The organism is Pseudotamlana agarivorans, from assembly GCF_001642835.1.
In the GTDB taxonomy this organism is placed as follows: domain Bacteria; phylum Bacteroidota; class Bacteroidia; order Flavobacteriales; family Flavobacteriaceae; genus Pseudotamlana; species Pseudotamlana agarivorans.
In genome coordinates this window covers 198,959-215,943 of record NZ_LXEI01000006.1, presented here as the reverse complement: position 1 = coordinate 215,943, position 16,985 = coordinate 198,959, and the positions used below count along the sequence as shown (strand labels likewise).

12 protein-coding genes are annotated in these 16,985 nt (G+C 34.5%); 2 read left to right on the top strand and 10 right to left on the bottom strand.

Annotated features, from left to right (window positions below; translation table 11 throughout):
* Nucleotides 1-31: 31 nt before the first annotated feature.
* From A6I66_RS08950 to A6I66_RS08910, 9 genes are all read right to left on the bottom strand, one after another.
* Nucleotides 32-2,947 carry a glycoside hydrolase family 3 N-terminal domain-containing protein gene (locus tag A6I66_RS08950; protein WP_067147996.1) on the bottom strand — a complete coding sequence of 972 codons (2,916 nt, stop codon included), beginning with the start codon at nt 2,945-2,947 and terminating at the stop codon, nt 32-34.
* Nucleotides 2,948-3,119: 172 nt separating this feature from the next.
* Complete coding sequence (locus A6I66_RS08945; protein WP_067147993.1) at nt 3,120-4,190, bottom strand: imelysin family protein; 1,071 nt, start codon at nt 4,188-4,190, stop codon at nt 3,120-3,122.
* Nucleotide 4,191: 1 nt separating this feature from the next.
* Complete coding sequence (locus A6I66_RS08940) at nt 4,192-5,601, bottom strand: di-heme oxidoreductase family protein (protein ID WP_067147991.1); 1,410 nt, start codon at nt 5,599-5,601, stop codon at nt 4,192-4,194.
* Between the two features lie 110 nt (nt 5,602-5,711).
* A complete protein-coding gene (locus A6I66_RS08935) occupies nt 5,712-6,929 on the bottom strand; it encodes an imelysin family protein (RefSeq protein WP_067147988.1) in 1,218 nt (405 codons plus the stop codon).
* 152 nt (nt 6,930-7,081) lie between these two features.
* Nucleotides 7,082-7,567 carry an ABC transporter ATPase gene (locus tag A6I66_RS08930; protein ID WP_067147985.1) on the bottom strand — a complete coding sequence of 162 codons (486 nt, stop codon included), beginning with the start codon at nt 7,565-7,567 and terminating at the stop codon, nt 7,082-7,084.
* 140 nt (nt 7,568-7,707) lie between these two features.
* Nucleotides 7,708-8,499, bottom strand: coding sequence for a (Fe-S)-binding protein (locus A6I66_RS08925; RefSeq protein WP_067147982.1), 792 nt, complete (start codon nt 8,497-8,499; stop codon nt 7,708-7,710).
* 161 nt (nt 8,500-8,660) lie between these two features.
* Nucleotides 8,661-9,968, bottom strand: coding sequence for a (Fe-S)-binding protein (locus A6I66_RS08920; RefSeq protein ID WP_067147979.1), 1,308 nt, complete (start codon nt 9,966-9,968; stop codon nt 8,661-8,663).
* Between the two features lie 6 nt (nt 9,969-9,974).
* Nucleotides 9,975-10,922 (bottom strand): MlaD family protein, encoded by a 948-nt coding sequence (locus A6I66_RS08915; protein ID WP_067147976.1) that lies wholly within the window; start codon nt 10,920-10,922, stop codon nt 9,975-9,977.
* Nucleotides 10,923-10,973: 51 nt separating this feature from the next.
* Entirely contained in the window at nt 10,974-12,116 is a 1,143-nt protein-coding gene (locus A6I66_RS08910) for an N-acetylmuramoyl-L-alanine amidase (protein WP_067147973.1), read from the bottom strand.
* Nucleotides 12,117-12,364: 248 nt separating this feature from the next.
* Between A6I66_RS08910 and A6I66_RS08905 the strand changes: the two genes are divergently transcribed.
* Together A6I66_RS08905 and A6I66_RS08900 are read left to right on the top strand one after the other, a co-directional pair.
* Nucleotides 12,365-15,088 (top strand): putative LPS assembly protein LptD, encoded by a 2,724-nt coding sequence (locus A6I66_RS08905; protein WP_067147970.1) that lies wholly within the window; start codon nt 12,365-12,367, stop codon nt 15,086-15,088.
* 87 nt (nt 15,089-15,175) lie between these two features.
* Nucleotides 15,176-15,556, top strand: a complete 381-nt coding sequence (locus A6I66_RS08900) for a RidA family protein (protein ID WP_067147967.1) — start codon at nt 15,176-15,178, stop codon at nt 15,554-15,556.
* 28 nt (nt 15,557-15,584) lie between these two features.
* Here A6I66_RS08900 and A6I66_RS08895 read toward each other — a convergent pair whose 3' ends face one another.
* On the bottom strand, nt 15,585-16,970 hold the full coding sequence (locus A6I66_RS08895; protein WP_169815720.1) for a response regulator: 1,386 nt from the start codon (nt 16,968-16,970) through the stop codon (nt 15,585-15,587).
* Between the last annotated feature and the right edge of the window lie 15 nt (nt 16,971-16,985).

Below are 16,985 nucleotides of genomic sequence, written 5' to 3'. Positions count from 1 at the left end.
TACGCTAGCGTAAAATCTTAAATTTTAAATATTAATTTTCAATAGCCTCGTAAATCAATTTTTGAATATCTGTTCTAATATTCGCTCGGAGTAACAGGTTTGATTCTGAACTCGGATAAGTTCTATTAGCTAAAAACACATAAACAAGCTCATTTTCCGGATCTGCCCAAGCGTATGTACCGGTAAATCCTGAGTGTCCGAAGCTACTCATAGGTACACATCCGCAGGTTGGACCACTACCCGATAATTGCGGTTTATCAAAACCAATTGCTCGTCTATTTTCTTTATTTAAGTAATAACGCGTGTTAAATTTATCGAAGGTTTCTTCTTTAAAAAAACGCTTATTACCGTAATATCCTTTTTGCAAATACATTTGCATAATTTTAGCTACATCGTTAGCATTACTAAACAGTCCTGCATGACCACCAATACCATTTTGCATAGCTGCACCCATATCATGCACATAGCCATGAACGGTTTGATACCTATAATAATCATCCACTTCTGTAGGTACAATTTTTTTACTACTTATTGTATGATAAGGGTTATAAGTCGTATAATTAGCCCCTAGTGGTTCATAAAAATGAGAATTCGCTAATTGATCTAATGTTCTGTCGTAATGTTGCTCAATAAATTTCTTTAAAATATAATAAGGGAAGTCACTGTATCGGTAAGTCAGTCTGTTTAACAACTCAGAATCGCGTATAATATCTGGAATAGAATCCTGATAATCAGTGCGCATAAATAGGTTTTTAGCTACTTCAACATTAAAAGAATCACTTTTCGTTTTTCTATAATATTTTTCACTTGGATGTTTAGTTTTATCTAAAGTGTGATAATAAAACGGCTCCCAGGGTTTTAAACGTGCGTAATGTGACAACATACTTTTGAAAGTCACATCCTTTTTGTTGGAGTTTTTATAATCTTGTAAAACTTCAGATAGTTTGGTGTCTAAAGTAATAAGTCCTTTCTCTTCAAGCTCCATCACTAAAGGGAGGGTAGCTAATATCTTTGTAAGCGATGCGACATCATATATATCATCAAAACTCACTTCTTCATTTCCGGAATAAGTATGCTTTCCAAAGTTTTTACTGTAGATGACTTTACCTTTTCTAGCGACGAGAAGTTGTATTCCCGGGGTCATTTTTTTTTTTACGGCATACTCGGCTATCTCGTCAATTTTCGCAAGCTTTTTTGAATTTACACCAACACGTTCCGGGATCGTATATCCTAGTCGTTTAATATTTGGTGTTTGAAAACCAAAATCAACTGGGAAATAATTACCAATACTAACAGGTAGCTTCCCTTTAGAACCAAAAGCTCCAAAAATAAGTTGCGCCGATTTTTGCTGAGCAATAACACTATTTTGATAGCTCACTACAATACTTTCAATATTGGTGATGCTTTTTAAATCTGCTAAAGCATAAGGCTTTACAAAAGCATCTAATATCACTGTATGTCTTTTCGCAATTTCTTCAATCCAGATGCTTTCTACTTCACTGAATTCATAAGATTTCCAAGGACTATCATTCGAACGATGAAAACCAATAATAACCGTATTATACGCTTGTAATTTCCCTAGTAGATCACCTATATTATCGGCTGAAATCGCATGAACTTTCATGTATTTCTTTAGTTCATCATAAAAAGCCGTTCCTGAGTCATCTCCTAACTTCACATAGGCTACAGACTTGGTTTCTAATTCCTGTAATGGAAGTAAATTGTTATCATTTTTTACGATGGTGAAGGCATTCTCCATAAGCTCTTCATAAAGCATGTCATCCTCCAAACGGTTTAAATCTTGAGCTAGATTAGTCAATGAAATTGGTGCATAATTATTCAAACCAACCTTATACTTTGCTTGAAGAATCTTTTTCACTGAAAGCTCTAAACGCGCATCGCTAATTTCGCCACTATTATAGGCTTCCATAATTTTACCAACACCAATTCCAACATCCTCAGACATGAGCATCACATCATTACCTGCTTGAAAGGCTGCCAAATCGATATCACCGGTTTCACTAAAATCGGCTGCCCCTTTCATAGTTAATGCATCGGTAAAAATTAAGCCTTTAAAACCTAACTCTTCTTTAAGAATACCTGTAACTATATTTTTAGATAAAGACGATGGGTAATTTTCACGTGGCTCTAAACTTGGCACATTTAAGTGTGCCACCATAACACTGGAAAGATTTTCGTTAATTAATTGCTTATAAGGAAACAACTCGACAGCTTCGATACGTTCTTTATCAAAATTTATTGTAGGTAGTGTTTTATGTGAATCTTGAGAGGTATCACCATGTCCTGGAAAATGTTTGGCATTAGCTAAAACCCCAGCACCTTGCATACCTTTCATAAATGCAGAGGCCTTATCGGTAACGTTATAGCGGTCTTCACCAAAAGAGCGATTTCCTATAATAGGGTTCTTAGGGTTTGTATTGATATCGACATCTGGAGCAAAATTAAAATGAACGCCTAATCGTTTGCAATGCTCTCCTATATGCTTTCCTACCTGCTCGACAAGTTTGTTGTCTTTAATAGCTCCAAGAGTCATATTCCAAGGAAATGCATAGGTTGAATCTAATCGCATACTTAAACCCCACTCAGCATCCATGCCTATGAGCATAGGTACTTTAGAAATGGCTTGTAATTCGTTATTTAATTTAGCTTGTCGGTATGGACCTCCTTTTGAATAAATAATACCACCTATATGATGCTTTTTAATATCATCGATAACCTTTTTATGTGAGGCATCACTTTGATTAGACATCACTTGAACCATATAAAGCTGCCCCACTTTTTCGGCTAAAGTCATGGAATTATAAATACTATCTACCCATTTTTTTTGAGATTCTATGTCTTTAGATAGTAATGGATTTTTTGTGTTTTGTGCGAAACCTAAAACTGTTACTAAACAAAAAAAACTTAATTTAAATAGCTGACGCATAAAAGTGAATTTATAAGGGATTTGTAGTTGTTAAAAACCATGCCAAAATACCACTTTTAATAGGAAGATGAAAAGACTTTATGATAGATTTATAACATCTTTATAAACAACAAAGCTTGAAATCGTATATCCGTAAATTAAATAGTTTGTTCAAACAAAGATTTACTTAAACTTAATCGCCATCATTGTCTGTTGGTAAAACAGTAACAGATAAAACGCTTGCAGCATCTACTGAAAAATATTTAACCAAATCAAATAACGAATTATAAAGCAATTCTACATTAGGATTATCATTTGAAATAGCCTCGTACAAACTCGTATCTATAGCATCAATATGCGTATAAACGGCTTCAAAGGTTTTATCAATCTCGTTTGATATTTGATTAGAATCTGCAATATCATTAACAACATTGGAAAAATTAGCAGGACTTAAAGAATAGGCATATTCTACCTCCTCTATAGTGCTTCGTATAAGCGCTAACGAACTCCCACTTCTATAAGCTTCCAATGATTCTAAAGTGGCACTACTAGAGTCTTCTAAACCAGATGGTTTTCCAACTTTAGTCACTCTTGTTACATCAAGAATATTAATAAGTTGATTAAAAGCCAAACAACGTGCATTTTCTATACATGACACGCTTCGAGCATTTATAAAAGTATCTTTATAGCCTGCTTCCCAGAAATCAATTAACAAATTGGCCTGTCTTAAAACTTCTTGAGTAACCCCAATCATATAATCTATTCTAAAAGCATCATTTTGAAGTAGATTCCATGCAGAATCAGAATCTTGATTGTTGAACAAAAGATACTCAATAGCCCCCAAACCTTTAGTTACCGTACTTTTTGAAGCGACATAATCGGTATCATAAACTGCTTTTTCATTGATATTTACTTCAATTTGATCTGGGTTTGTCACTAAATTATAAATAAGAATATCAAAAAACTTAGATTTAACAGCTACCAAATTATACGCACGGGTTTTAGAAAAAGTCTTAGCTGTATTTAACCATTGCGCTTGCAAATTTTTAAAATTATCTTCGGTAGGCTCGGCTTTAAAGGTTTCTGAAAGCTTAAATTGTACTTCTATTTCAGTTTTAAAATTGTTTAATGCTGGTAGAATATTTTCAGCATAGTAATCTTCATGAAATGTATCTATGGGTTGTTGTTTTGTTGAATCATCATCCTTTTGACAAGAATTAAATACAAAAACAACTGCTATTAAACAAAAAATAAACTTTTTCATATTATAAAGAATTTAAAAAACTAAGAAGGTGTTCACGTTCAACTTTAGACAAATTCATAAAATCTGTTTTAGACTTTTCAGCTTCGCCACCATGCCATAAAATAGCTTCTTCAATATTTCGTGCACGCCCATCATGTAATAAAAATGTATGGCCGTTTACCATTTCAATCAAACCAAGCCCCCATAAAGGTTGGGTACGCCATTCGTTTCCATTGGCTAAAAAGTCACCTCTGTTATCTGCTAATGCATCGCCCATATCATGCAGTAAAAAATCTGAATAAGGACGAATTTTTACTCCACTAATCTGTGGTAATAAGTCATATGAACTGGTGGTAAAATCATTAACATGACAAGAAACACAAGCCAAATCATTAAACAGTTTTTTTCCTTTTAAAACATCGACATTTTTGAAGTCTCTACGTATAGGAACCGAAATTGCTGCTTGGTACAACATTAATCGGCTAAATTGTGTATCTGGAATCTCTACAGAATCACCTTCATTTACACCATTATAAAGGGTAGAACAATCTACTCCATCAGGACAGTTTTCATCTGGAAATATACTTGTAGTTAATCCCATATCGCCATTTAAAGCTCCTGCTACTTGCTGCTCCAGGGTTGGCTGATTGGCTTTCCAACCAAATTTGCCTATGGTATTTTTATTTGCTTTTACATTCCAAACCCAATTTGCTTTTCCTGAAATACCATCGCCATCAGCATCATTAATATCTTCATTGACTAAAATACTAGCTTCACTTAGGGCATCAATAAATCCTAAACCGATAACCTGTTGCCCTACTCTGGGTGATTGTTCGGCTGCTCCAAGACTGCCATAGTTTTCGTTTGCAATGGTATATGTTGGATTTCGCAATTCGAAAGCTGTACCATCTGGGTATTCGCCAGAAATCAATTCAAAAGCGACTTGTATTTGACCTTCGTTCTTTATGCCTAGATTGGAATTATCTTGTAATTGGCCGCCATAATTAAACAAAGCAATGGGACCTGTCATTTCATTATTACCATGACTTAAGCGGATTAAAAACCCTTCAGAATTCGCGCCACTTTCTAAAAGCGGTTTTCCTCTACCATCTCTTAAATGGCACCCACTACACGCTCGCGCGTTAAAAAGCGGCCCTAATCCATCTCTAGAGGTTGTTGTGGCTGGCGCCGACACCCAACTTTGGTCAAACATGGCATTACCTATACCAAAAAAAGAAGACTCTAAGTTTGTTAATTCTGGAATTCCTCTGCCAAAAGCTTTATCTGCCGTGAAGGCTTCAATAGATAGATGAGAGACTAAGTTTTCTTCTCCTATTTCATAATTTATATCGATATAATCTTGTTCTGTAAATGTATCGGAATCACATGAAAGTATTGAGATAAATAAAATACAACAGAAAACGTATTTCATAAGAAAAAATTTTGGCAAATGTAAAAAAGTAAAACTGAAGCCCAAATAAAGGACTTCAGTTTTGTTTACGATATCAGTTTTTATACTAACCTTAAATATTTATTTTAAGCTTATTCTATAGTAATAGAAACACCTAAAGTTGATGCTGCTTCAGCAATTTCTTTACTTTGAGCTTTTAAAGCTTCTGATAATTGTTCGGCAGGGCCATTAGAACCTAATGATTCTTCGCTAATAATTTCATCAAAATTTTTCCCTAAATTTAATAACGCATTTAATTTAGAAATGGTTTCTGAAGCTTTCGTTTCTAGTTTATCGGCAACTTCAGAGTTTTCATCAGCTACAAGATCGATTAAAGACAAACCTTCAATTTTAGCACCACTTTCGGTGGTATAGCTTCCAATAATGATGTTATTAATACCATGAACATTAGCCCACATATCTTGGTTTGTATTATCTGAAAAACAAGAATGTTCGTTTTCTTGACCTTCGTCGATAGCAGGAATGATACGCTCTGCTGCTATTTCACCATTAGAAATAAATCCGATACCATTTAATATGTTAGTTAAAGCTTCATCAACTGGTAAAGCTTCAAATGTTTTGCGGTAATCGCCTCCTGATGCCCAAGCATCATTTAAGTCTTTTAAATCATTAACTAATAAATTAGTTACAATTTGCAAGTATGTTTTTCTTCTTTCAGCAAAATCTGCTGTTGTATAATCTGTAAAAGGTCTTTCACCAGAAACAGCATAATTATCGTAAGTGTCTTTAACAGGATCGTAGTTTAAATCTTGTCCCCAAAGTAAAAACTCGATAGCGTGCCATCCTGTAGAAATGTTATCATCTTTACCAAATTCGTTTTTATTGATAATATTTTCCTCTGTAAGATCAAAACTAGTATCGCCAATTAACCCATTTTGAACTACACCTCCTGCTCCATTGGCAACATAATCAATATAACCTTCGTCTAATGGCCAAGCGTTAATTTGACCTTCAGTCCCTAATAAGTCTTCATTATCAATAGGCCCGTTAGCTTCACGATAAGCTTCTGTTTGTCCGTAAAAATCTCTGGCGTATAACCAAGCGTTTCTTGCGTCTGTTAAAGTTGATTCGCTTGGTGCTGCAATGAATGCGTCAATTTTAGACTTCATAGCAACTGCAGTATCATAAGTATCTTTATAGTTTTCCGATGCTATTTTTGCATAGGTTTCTATAAACTCTGATTTTTCAGTGTCATTTGATGGGCTTGTAGCATCATCATCACTAGAACATGATACCATAAATAATCCTAGGGTTAATAGGTAAAATAGTTTGGTTAAATTAAATTTCATTTGTTAGTTTTTATTTAGACTTCTTATAAATAGAGGTGCAAATATATTTTCTTTTATGACACAAAAAAACTTTATTAAGAATAATTCTTAATAAATAAGAAAAAACTAAAAAATGTAGAGAATATTAAAAAAAGCTTAGTAGAACTCGTAAACTATTTAACAAAACGACTGTGCCAGCTCTCGCTTGCTGGAACTTCCCAACTTTCGTTAAATTCGGCCACGGTAGTGACTAAATTATTGAAAACAATAGTATTTTTTGAAACCGCTTTATCTTTAGCCATTTTTCTAAAATCGGTAAGTGTTTTATGCGCTACATACTCCCCTTGCTTATAGGAAACATTCATTTTGTCCATTAAATCGACGTTATAGTCTTTTTCTAACTGTTGAATAAAATGCACAGAGCTATCGACTGAACAACCTGTAGCCTTCGCTTGTGATTGATCTAAACCAATAACTATAAAGCGTTTGTATTTTAGAATATATCCTGCATGTAAGTCACTACCATGAGCCGTCCAATTTTCAATAAAGGTGTTTAATTTGGCTTGAATTTCTTCTAATTCTTCTTCTGAAAAAGAACGATTGGCTTGGTAAATCCAAACTCGAGATTCTTCTGGCAAGCTATTAAAATCGACTAACATGATATATGGAAATTTACGTTTATTATTATTTTATTGGTCTCAAAAGTTGATTAAAACTTTCTTTATTGAAGCGTAATACTATCATTTAAACAACGATGGTAAGGCGTTATTTTATTCTTACAACTATTTTTAATGACAGATTAAAGGTTTAATGTATTGGCAATAAGTTCTGCAATATCTAGAACTTTAACCTCGGCTTCTTTTTCTTTAGCCTTTACCCCATCGGTCATCATGGTATTGCAATACGGACAACCCGTAGCAATAATATCTGGACGTGTTTCTAACGCATCTTCTGTTCTAAGCACATTTACATCCTTATCACCTTTTTCGGGTTCTTTAAACATTTGAGCGCCTCCTGCCCCACAACATAAAGCGGTGCGTTTATGTCGTTTCATTTCGACAAGCTGGGCATTGGTTTGTTTTAAAACATCGCGAGGTGCTTCGTATTCATTATTTGCTCTACCTAAATAACAAGGATCGTGAAACGTAATTTTCTTGCCTTTGTATAAATCGCCTTCAACTTTTAAACGACCAGAAGCTATAAGTTCATTGATATATTGTGTATGATGAATGACTTCATAAACACCACCCAAACCAGGGTATTCATTTTTTAAACAATTAAAGGAATGCGGATCGCAAGTTACAATTTTTTTAATGTCGTAAGCATTAAGCACTTCGATATTGGTAACGGCCTGCATTTGAAATAAAAACTCATTTCCAGCTCGTTTAGCGATATCTCCTGTATTGCTTTCTTCGGTTCCTAATACGGCGAAATCTACATTGGCTTTGTTTAATATCTTAACAAATGCTCGTGTAATTTTTTTAGCTCTATCGTCAAAACTACCTGCAGAACCTACCCAAAATAATATTTCTGGTTGTTTTCCTTGCGCCATAAATTCTTCCATGGTTGGCACTTTGAGTAAATCGCTCATCTTTTTGAGTTTAAAAGTTTAAAAGCCTACTATTTTTAAAACTTTGTAGGGGTTTTGTTTTATGTTGTGTGTGCGTTAGGGATTGAGCAATTGTTGGAGCTCCTCTTTTCGAGAGCGACTTGCGAAAGCCCGACCCTTGTGGTAACGCCCTAATTATATTACTATTCGTCTTTCCAGTTTAAGCGATCCATTTGGTTATAAGCCCAAGGCGCTCCGTTATTTTCGATATTGGTCATCATAGTATTAAGCTCTGTAGGGGCTGCAGACTGCTCCATAACCAAATAACGTCGCATTTCTAGGATAATAGACAATGGGTCGATGCTTACAGGGCACTCTTCTACACAAGCGTTACAAGTGGTACAAGCCCAAAGTTCTTCATGTGTAATATAATCGCCTAATAATTGTTTACCATCGTCTTTAAATTCGCCGTTATTAGCGTCTATATTTTTACCGACTTCCTCTAAACGATCACGGGTATCCATCATTATTTTTCGAGGCGATAACTTTTTACCTGTTAAGTTTGCTGGACATGCCGATGTGCATCGTCCGCATTCGGTACAAGTATAAGCGCTTAATAGTTGCACCCAGTTTAAATCTTGTACATCACTAGCTCCAAACTTAGCAGGTTCTACATCTTCGGCACCTTCTTCGGGTGCAGCAAACGGATCGACATTAGGATCCATCATTAATTTTACTTCCTTAGTCACCGCTTCTAAATTATTGAACTGCCCTTTAGGCTTTAATTTACCAAAATAAGTATTTGGAAAAGCTAATAAAATATGAAGGTGTTTAGAGAAATAGAGGTAATTTAAGAACACTAAAATGCCCAAAATGTGTAACCACCATGCACCTCTTTCGATAATATGTAATGTCGTTTCTGGTAAACCGCTAAATAAAGGTGCTATATATTGACTAATAACGTTTCCTGAATTCATAGCTTGAAAATGCACATCGGTAGCATTCATAATAAGAAACAAGGACATTAATACCATTTCGAAATACAGAATGAAATTTCCGTCGTTTTTTGGCCAGCCTTTCATCTCACTTTTCCAGAAACGCTTTAATTTGATGATGTTTCTTCGTACCCAGAAAACGGTTACTGAAATTAAAACAAGTAGCGCTAAGACTTCGAAAGTTCCGATTAGAAAACCATAAGCAGTTCCTAAAGAAGAGAATATTCGGTGCGTACCGAAAAGTCCGTCAATTATAATTTCTAATAGCTCTATATTAATAATGATAAACCCCACATAAACGATAACGTGTAAAACACCTGAAACTGGACGACGTACCATTTTACTTTGTCCTAACGCAATACGGGCCATGTTTTTGAAACGTTCGGATTTGTTATCACTAACATCTACATCCTGACCTAATTTAATATTTCGGATGAGTTTTTTTACGTTTTTAGCAAAATACCCAAAGCCCAAAATAAGTGCTACAGCGAATATTATATTTGGCAAATACTGCATATACGATTAGTTAGTTTCTTCTTCGTTTGGTTCGTAAGGAATTTCTCTTTTAGATAAAATTCGAGTGTATCTGTTAGGATGTAATTTGATATCTCTTATAAGTTCTTCTAGTTCGCTTGAAGCTTCTTCTAGATTTTTATACAATTGATCATCTTTTAAAAGTTTACCGATACTGCCTTTTCCGTTTTGAAGATTTGCCATTAAACCGTCGAAACTTTTTAGAGCTGAATTTAAGCTAGCTAAAGTTTGATCTAAATTTGCATCGGCTAGTTTTTGACTCACATCGGCAAAATTGGTTGTAATTTTATCGGCATTAGCCAAAACATGATCCAAATGTTCTTGGTTTCCTGCTACAATTTGATTTAAAGAATGTGAGGTTTTCTTCAAATCGTTCATCGTTGTACTTAAATCGGCAAGACTTTTTTTAAGATTTTCTTTACCTTCTTTATCTAGTACTTCGTTTAAACCACCAATTAAAACATTAGCATTGGTAATCATATTTTTTGCTTGTTCTTGAATAGGTGCTAATTTTTCACCTACCAAATCCACTAAGCCTTCTTTCACTCGGCTTTTTAGAACATCGCCACTTTTTGCATTTTCTCCACCATCTGGAGCTGGTATAATAGCTATCGCTTTTCCTCCTAGTAAGCCTGTATCGTAAAGTTCGGCAACACTATTTTTAGAGAATTTAAAATCATTATCAATTACCAATTCTACAACCAGATTTGCAGAGCCATCATCTTTGAAAGTGATATTGGCAACTTTACCAACACTTAAACCGCTTATGGTAACAGGTGTTGACGGCACCAGCCCTTCAACATTACTAAATTCTGTGTAATAGGATTTTGACCCGTCGAGCAAGTTGTGCCCTTTTAAAAAATTGAATCCAAAAACAAAAAGGATAATTCCTATGATTACGAGTATGGCTGTTTTTACTTCTCTAGATATTTGCAAAATGTATAGATTTAGAGGAACAAATTTAATACATATTTATGAAGAACCGCTCTAATTAGCAACTGATTTTATGGCTTCACTTAACGGTGTTTTAATTCCGTCTTTAAATGCCACAATAAAACTAGAAGGATAACCTTTAGATTTAGCTTCTTCAGCTAAGCGCTTAACTTCTTCATAACTAGTTGTATTCCCGTAGTAATATTTATATAAACTTCCTGTTTTTACACCTGAAACACCATGTAATCCATTAAAATTATATGGTTGACTTCCTAAAAGTTTGGAACTGGCAGCAATTTGAACCTTAAAAATTATATTTGAAGTATTAGTAACTATAGTCTGAGGTTTCTCTACTTGCAGAGTTTCTGTAGTTTCCTTTACAATTACAGCTTCTTCTACCGGCATGTACCCTGGAACAGTCTTATCTAAAGTTTTCTTATACTCTAAAATGGCTTCATAAATGGCTTCTGAGATTTGCTGTTGGCCTTTTGAAGAATTCAAATAAGCACCTTCCTTTTTATAACTTAAAAATCCCGTTTCTACCAAAACACTAGGCATAACCGTTTGATGTAATACGATAAACCCAGCTTGCTTCACCCCTCTATCTTTACGTTTTAAATTATTGGTGAATGCGTTTTGAATAAGACTCGCCAACATGATGCTTTGGTCGAGATATTCTTCCTGACTTAATAAGATACTCATTACTGATTCTGGTGAATTTGGATCGAAGCCCGCATAATTTTTTTGATAATCTTCCTCCATGAAAATCACCGAGTTTTCTCGTTTAGCCACTTCAAAATTGGTATTGTTTCTGTGGGTCCCTAAAACAAAAGTTTCTGTACCGTGGGCCGATGAACCGTGGGCGTTACAATGAACAGAGACAAACAAATCGGCATTGGCTTCATTGGCAATTTTACCACGTACAAATAAATCGATAAACTTATCGCTCTTTCTAGTGTAAATCACCTCTATGCCCGGATTTTTTTCGAGCATCTTACCTACTTTTAAAACTACATTTAGGGCAATTTCTTTTTCCTTATAGCCATTACCCATATTTCCAGGATCATGACCACCATGTCCGGCATCTAAAACAACCACAAATTTCTTCTTAGGTTGATCGTTAAATGCATTAACATCTAGGGCGTATGTTAATACTATTATAATTAATACGAAATGTAATATTTTATGCGTTTTCATCTGATAAATTCTATATTTACTATTAACAAGAATAAAACATGAATTAAAATTTATACGTAATAAACTTAGGCACCATGATATTCTGTCTAGCTTAAACCATTAAAAATCACTATTTATTGCACCATTAAATAATCATGCATTTATAATTTTTAATTTTTAATTGATAATTAAATCAATCCCAAAAAAATATATGTAATTTTGGCTTTTCAAAAACTGAGCCATTCGTTACAAAAATACATTTAAAAGCGTTGCGTACAAACAACTTTAAAATACTTTTTACACTAAGTTTTACAGTGTTTATCAACACGTTTAGCTTCGCTCAAGACATTCCTAGACAGGAAAGAAAAATAGACCGAAAAGTCATCGAACCTGTTAGTCGTGACACGCTTGTTGTTTCAAATGATAGTCTCAACACTAAAGAAATTTCTGAAAAAACTCAAGATTCTACTTTAACAGATTCAATTAAACCTAAAAAGGATTTTTTAGAGCATACAGTTAATTATCACGCCGAAGATTACTCTAAATTCAATCAAAAAGAGCATAAACTATATCTATACAATCAGGCTAAAATTGTTTATGGTGATATGAATATCACGGCTGGTGATATTACGATCGATTATGTAAAAAATACCGTATATGCCAAAGGAATAACAGATTCTATAGGAGGTTACACCCAAAAACCTGTGTTTACACAAGGAAGTAACGTGGTAGAACCTGATTCAATTCTCTTTAACACAAAATCGAAAAAGGCTCTTATATACAACTCAAAAACAGAGCAAGGCGAAGGGACGGTCATTTCAGAAATCACAAAAAAAGAAAACGATTCGGTGTATTTTGTAAAAGGTGCTAAATACACGACTGCCGAAGATTTAGAAGACCCAGACTATTACATTAAATTACGAAAAGCTAAAATTGTTCCTGGTAAAAAAATTGTAACCGGTTTTGCTAACATTTTCATATATGATGTTCCTACACCTGTAGGTTTGCCCTTTGGATTTTTTCCTCAAAGTGAAAAACAAACTTCTGGTGTTATTATTCCAACTTTTGGTGAGCAAGATGACCGCGGTTATTTTTTACAAAATGGTGGCTACTATTTTGCTGTAAGTGATTATATCGATTTAACTTTACTGGGAGATTACTATACCAATGGAAGTTATGCGCTTAGGTTAGAAAGCAATTATGCCAAACGGTACCGTTACAGAGGTAATTTTGGATTCCGTTACGAAAACCTCATAACTAGTGAGCGAGGTTTTCCCGATTATGCCAATAGTACCATTTACAACTTACGATGGTCTCACAGTCAAGACGCTAAAGCGAATCCGAGTTCTCGATTTTCTGCATCTGTAAACTTAGGTAGTAGTCAGTACTACCAAATTTCGAACAATCAAGTTAATGTGAGTAACCGTTTAAACAACACCTTGTCGTCTTCGGTTTCATACTCTAAAACCTTTCAAGGCGAACCACAAGTTAACTACAGCGTAACGGCTACCCACACACAAAATTCACAAACAGAAGAGATTAATATGACCTTACCTACACTTCAAGGTAGTGTAGGAAGAATGTATCCCTTTGCGTCAAAATCGGGTTCTAAAAAAGGAATCATTCAAAACATTAATTTACAATATAATTTAAGAGCTGAAAACAGGATTGTAACCACTGACTCATTATTCTTTAAAAAGGAAATGTTTGATGACGCTAAAGCAGGGTTTCAACACACCATTCCTTTAACGACAAACTTTAAGCTATTCAAATATTTTAGTGTAAGTGCAGGAACAAGTTATAACGAATACTGGACCTTTAAAACTGTAAATAAATATTATGATCCTGTTACAGAAGAAGAAGTTGATGAAACGGTAAATGGCTTCGACTCTTATAGAACATACAACTTTAACACCAGTATGGGAACAACGGTTTATGGTATGTTTAACTTTGAAAAAGAAGGTCAAGATCGAAAAATAAAGGCCATTAGGCATGTTATGAGACCTTCGGTAAGTTATAATATCAATCCTGCTTTCGACCAATATTATGACACTTATGAAGTTATTGATGCCGATGGTAATACTACTGCCGATGTGGAATACAGCCGTTTTGATAACACCATTTTTGGTGCGCCAAACAAAACGTTCTCAAGTGCTGTAGGGCTTTCGCTTTCTAATAATTTTGAAGCTAAAGTACGTGATAAGGACAGCACGGCTACTGAAGCTAAAAAAGTAGTTTTATTAAATAACTTAAACTTTTCTACCTCTTATAACGTGGCTGGCGATTCCCTTAAATGGAGTCCTGTACGTATGAGTGGTGGCACACAACTTTTTAAAGACCAGTTAAGCATTAACTTTGGAGCGACCTTAGATCCTTATGCTCTAGATAATAACAATAAACGAGTTGATAAGTTTAATATTGATAATGGCGGAAGTTTATTTAGGCTTACCTCTGGAAACTTAACTGCTAGCTGGGCGCTATCCAACAAAGGAAGAAGTGCTGCTGAAGAAGGTTTAACCGATAAAAACCTTGAAGAAAACTTACGAGGTGGTGGTCGTGACGATGATTTATTTGGTGTTTCTGAAGATTTTGCCACACATACCATGCAAGATCCTGATGACGAAAGTAAAGATGAAGAACCCGAGCAATTTTATCATCATAAAATACCATGGAGTTTAAGGCTGGCTTATGCCATAAATTATTCGAATAGCCAAAGGCAAAATGAAATTTCATCACATTCTTTAATGTTTTCTGGAGATATTCAATTAACAGATAAATGGACTATTGGAGCGTCTTCTGGTTATGACTTTAAAAATCTTGGTTTCACACCAACCCAGCTTCGCTTTGAACGTGACTTACTAAGTTGGCGTATGAACTTTAGTTGGACGCCTTTTGGCGATTACAAATCCTGGAATTTCTTTATCGGTATAAAATCTAGTATACTAAAAGATTTAAAATACGAAAAACGAAGACAACAAGATCTTAGGTTATAAACCGGTTTCTGAAACTTATTTTGTTTCTGGTGAAATTCTTCGTTATTTTTAATTTTGCAATTTAAACACAACCTTAAATAGTTCCATATGAAAACCATTATCACTACACCACACGCTCCGGCTCCTATTGGTCCTTATAACCAAGCTGTTTTAACAGGAAACACCTTATATACATCTGGTCAAATTGCGATTCATCCCACTTCTGGCGACCTTGTTTTAGGAGATATTGAATCGGAAACCAAACAGGTTATGAGTAATATCAAAGCGATTTTAACTCAAGCTAACATGGGCTTTGAAAATGTTATAAAGGCTACTATTTTTATAAGCAATATGGATGATTTTCAAAAAATAAACACCGTTTACGGCAGTTATTTTGATGATGCTACTGCTCCTGCGCGAGAAACCGTTCAAGTAGCGCGTTTACCAAAAGATGTTAATGTTGAGATTAGCGTGATTGCTGTAAAATAAAAAGCTCAATTATTAAGTAAATCAAGCATTACGATTTAGAATAACGTATTAATACTTCTTTCAGTTTAGCGACTTCTATGGGCTTTGCTAGGAAATCATCTATACCGGCTTGTTTGGCTTTCTGGATATCTTCTTCAAAAGCACTTGCAGATACAGCTATTATTGGAGTTAAATTTTTGCTATACTTATCAGTAGATTTAATCAGCCTTGTTGCTTCATATCCGTCCATATCAGGCATATAAATATCCATAAAAATTAAATCAAAATCTAGAATTTTATAAAGTTCCACAGCTTCTAAACCATTTTTAACAAAAGTACAATCGGCACCCTGGCGTTCTAAAAGCGCTTTTATAACCTTTTGATTGGTTCTATTGTCTTCTGCAATTAAAACATTCAACCTATTGATAATTTCAGGCGTTTTTTCAACTGTATCGTTTTCGATATTTAAGGTCTTAGTAAGTTGTAAACTGAAATAAAAGGTAGACCCTTCATTCTCTTTACTTTCTATTTTTAATTCGCCGCCCATTAATTCTACCAGATGATGCGATGCTGCAAGACCTATACCTCCTCCTCTATAGTCTCTTAATAAATTTGACTGCGATAAATCATTTTTATTATTAAACAGGTATTTAACTTCTTCATGACTCATACCTACGCCAGTATCTTTAATGTAAAAAGTTAAAAATAAACTATCGTCTATACCTTCAGTTTGATCTACAGTAACCGTGATGGTTCCAGAATTGGTAAACTTAATAGCGTTATTAATTAGGTTGGTTAGCACTTGCTGAATTTTAGCCGAATCTGCTAAAACAAGGAACTTACTGTCATTTTCGGCTAAAAATTTATATTTAAAACCTAAACTTTTCTCGAAAGCCTGAAATTCAAAAACTTTAAAAAGTCTTATCAAATCGGCCTTTAAGTCGACGGCCTCCATACTCAATTTAATATTACCACGCTCCGCAACGGCATTATCGGCAATCATATTAACCAATTGTAGAATGTGCAACGATGAATATTCCGCAATTTCTACTTGGGCGGTTTGATCGGACTCTAAATGCGTTTGTTTAAGCATGTTTAACATGCCTAAAACCGTATTTAAAGGGGTCCGAATTTCGTAACTCATGTTTGCCAAATAAATGGATTTTTGATCGGCAACTGTTTCTGCGGTGTCTAAATTTCGTTTTAACTCACTGACACGCAACTTTAGATTTGATTTAACTACATCATTTTTAAGCTGGTTTTTAAAGAAGTATTGAAGTCCGAATACCTGAATAACAGCAAGAACAAACAAAATACTAGCAGCACTTTCGATGTAAATCTTTTTCTCTAAGAAAAGAAAACCAATAAGTAAAATTGTAATAATGCTTAAGGAAATCAGAAAAGATAATTTATATCTCTTTTTAATCGATTTCATAAATTTGGGGGTTAA

What these genes read in the sequence shown, in the direction of transcription:
- A6I66_RS08940 (WP_067147991.1), bottom strand. Translation starts at nt 5,601, where the DNA reads ATGAAATACGTTTTCTGTTGTATTTTATTTATCTCAATACTTTCATGT.
- A6I66_RS08900 (WP_067147967.1), top strand. Translation starts at nt 15,176, where the DNA reads ATGAAAACCATTATCACTACACCACACGCTCCGGCTCCTATTGGTCCT.
- A6I66_RS08935 (WP_067147988.1), bottom strand. Translation starts at nt 6,929, where the DNA reads ATGAAATTTAATTTAACCAAACTATTTTACCTATTAACCCTAGGATTA.
- A6I66_RS08945 (WP_067147993.1), bottom strand. Translation starts at nt 4,190, where the DNA reads ATGAAAAAGTTTATTTTTTGTTTAATAGCAGTTGTTTTTGTATTTAAT.
- A6I66_RS08895 (WP_169815720.1), bottom strand. Translation starts at nt 16,970, where the DNA reads ATGAAATCGATTAAAAAGAGATATAAATTATCTTTTCTGATTTCCTTA.
- A6I66_RS08930 (WP_067147985.1), bottom strand. Translation starts at nt 7,567, where the DNA reads ATGTTAGTCGATTTTAATAGCTTGCCAGAAGAATCTCGAGTTTGGATT.
- A6I66_RS08925 (WP_067147982.1), bottom strand. Translation starts at nt 8,499, where the DNA reads ATGAGCGATTTACTCAAAGTGCCAACCATGGAAGAATTTATGGCGCAA.
- A6I66_RS08910 (WP_067147973.1), bottom strand. Translation starts at nt 12,116, where the DNA reads ATGAAAACGCATAAAATATTACATTTCGTATTAATTATAATAGTATTA.
- A6I66_RS08920 (WP_067147979.1), bottom strand. Translation starts at nt 9,968, where the DNA reads ATGCAGTATTTGCCAAATATAATATTCGCTGTAGCACTTATTTTGGGC.
- A6I66_RS08950 (WP_067147996.1), bottom strand. Translation starts at nt 2,947, where the DNA reads ATGCGTCAGCTATTTAAATTAAGTTTTTTTTGTTTAGTAACAGTTTTA.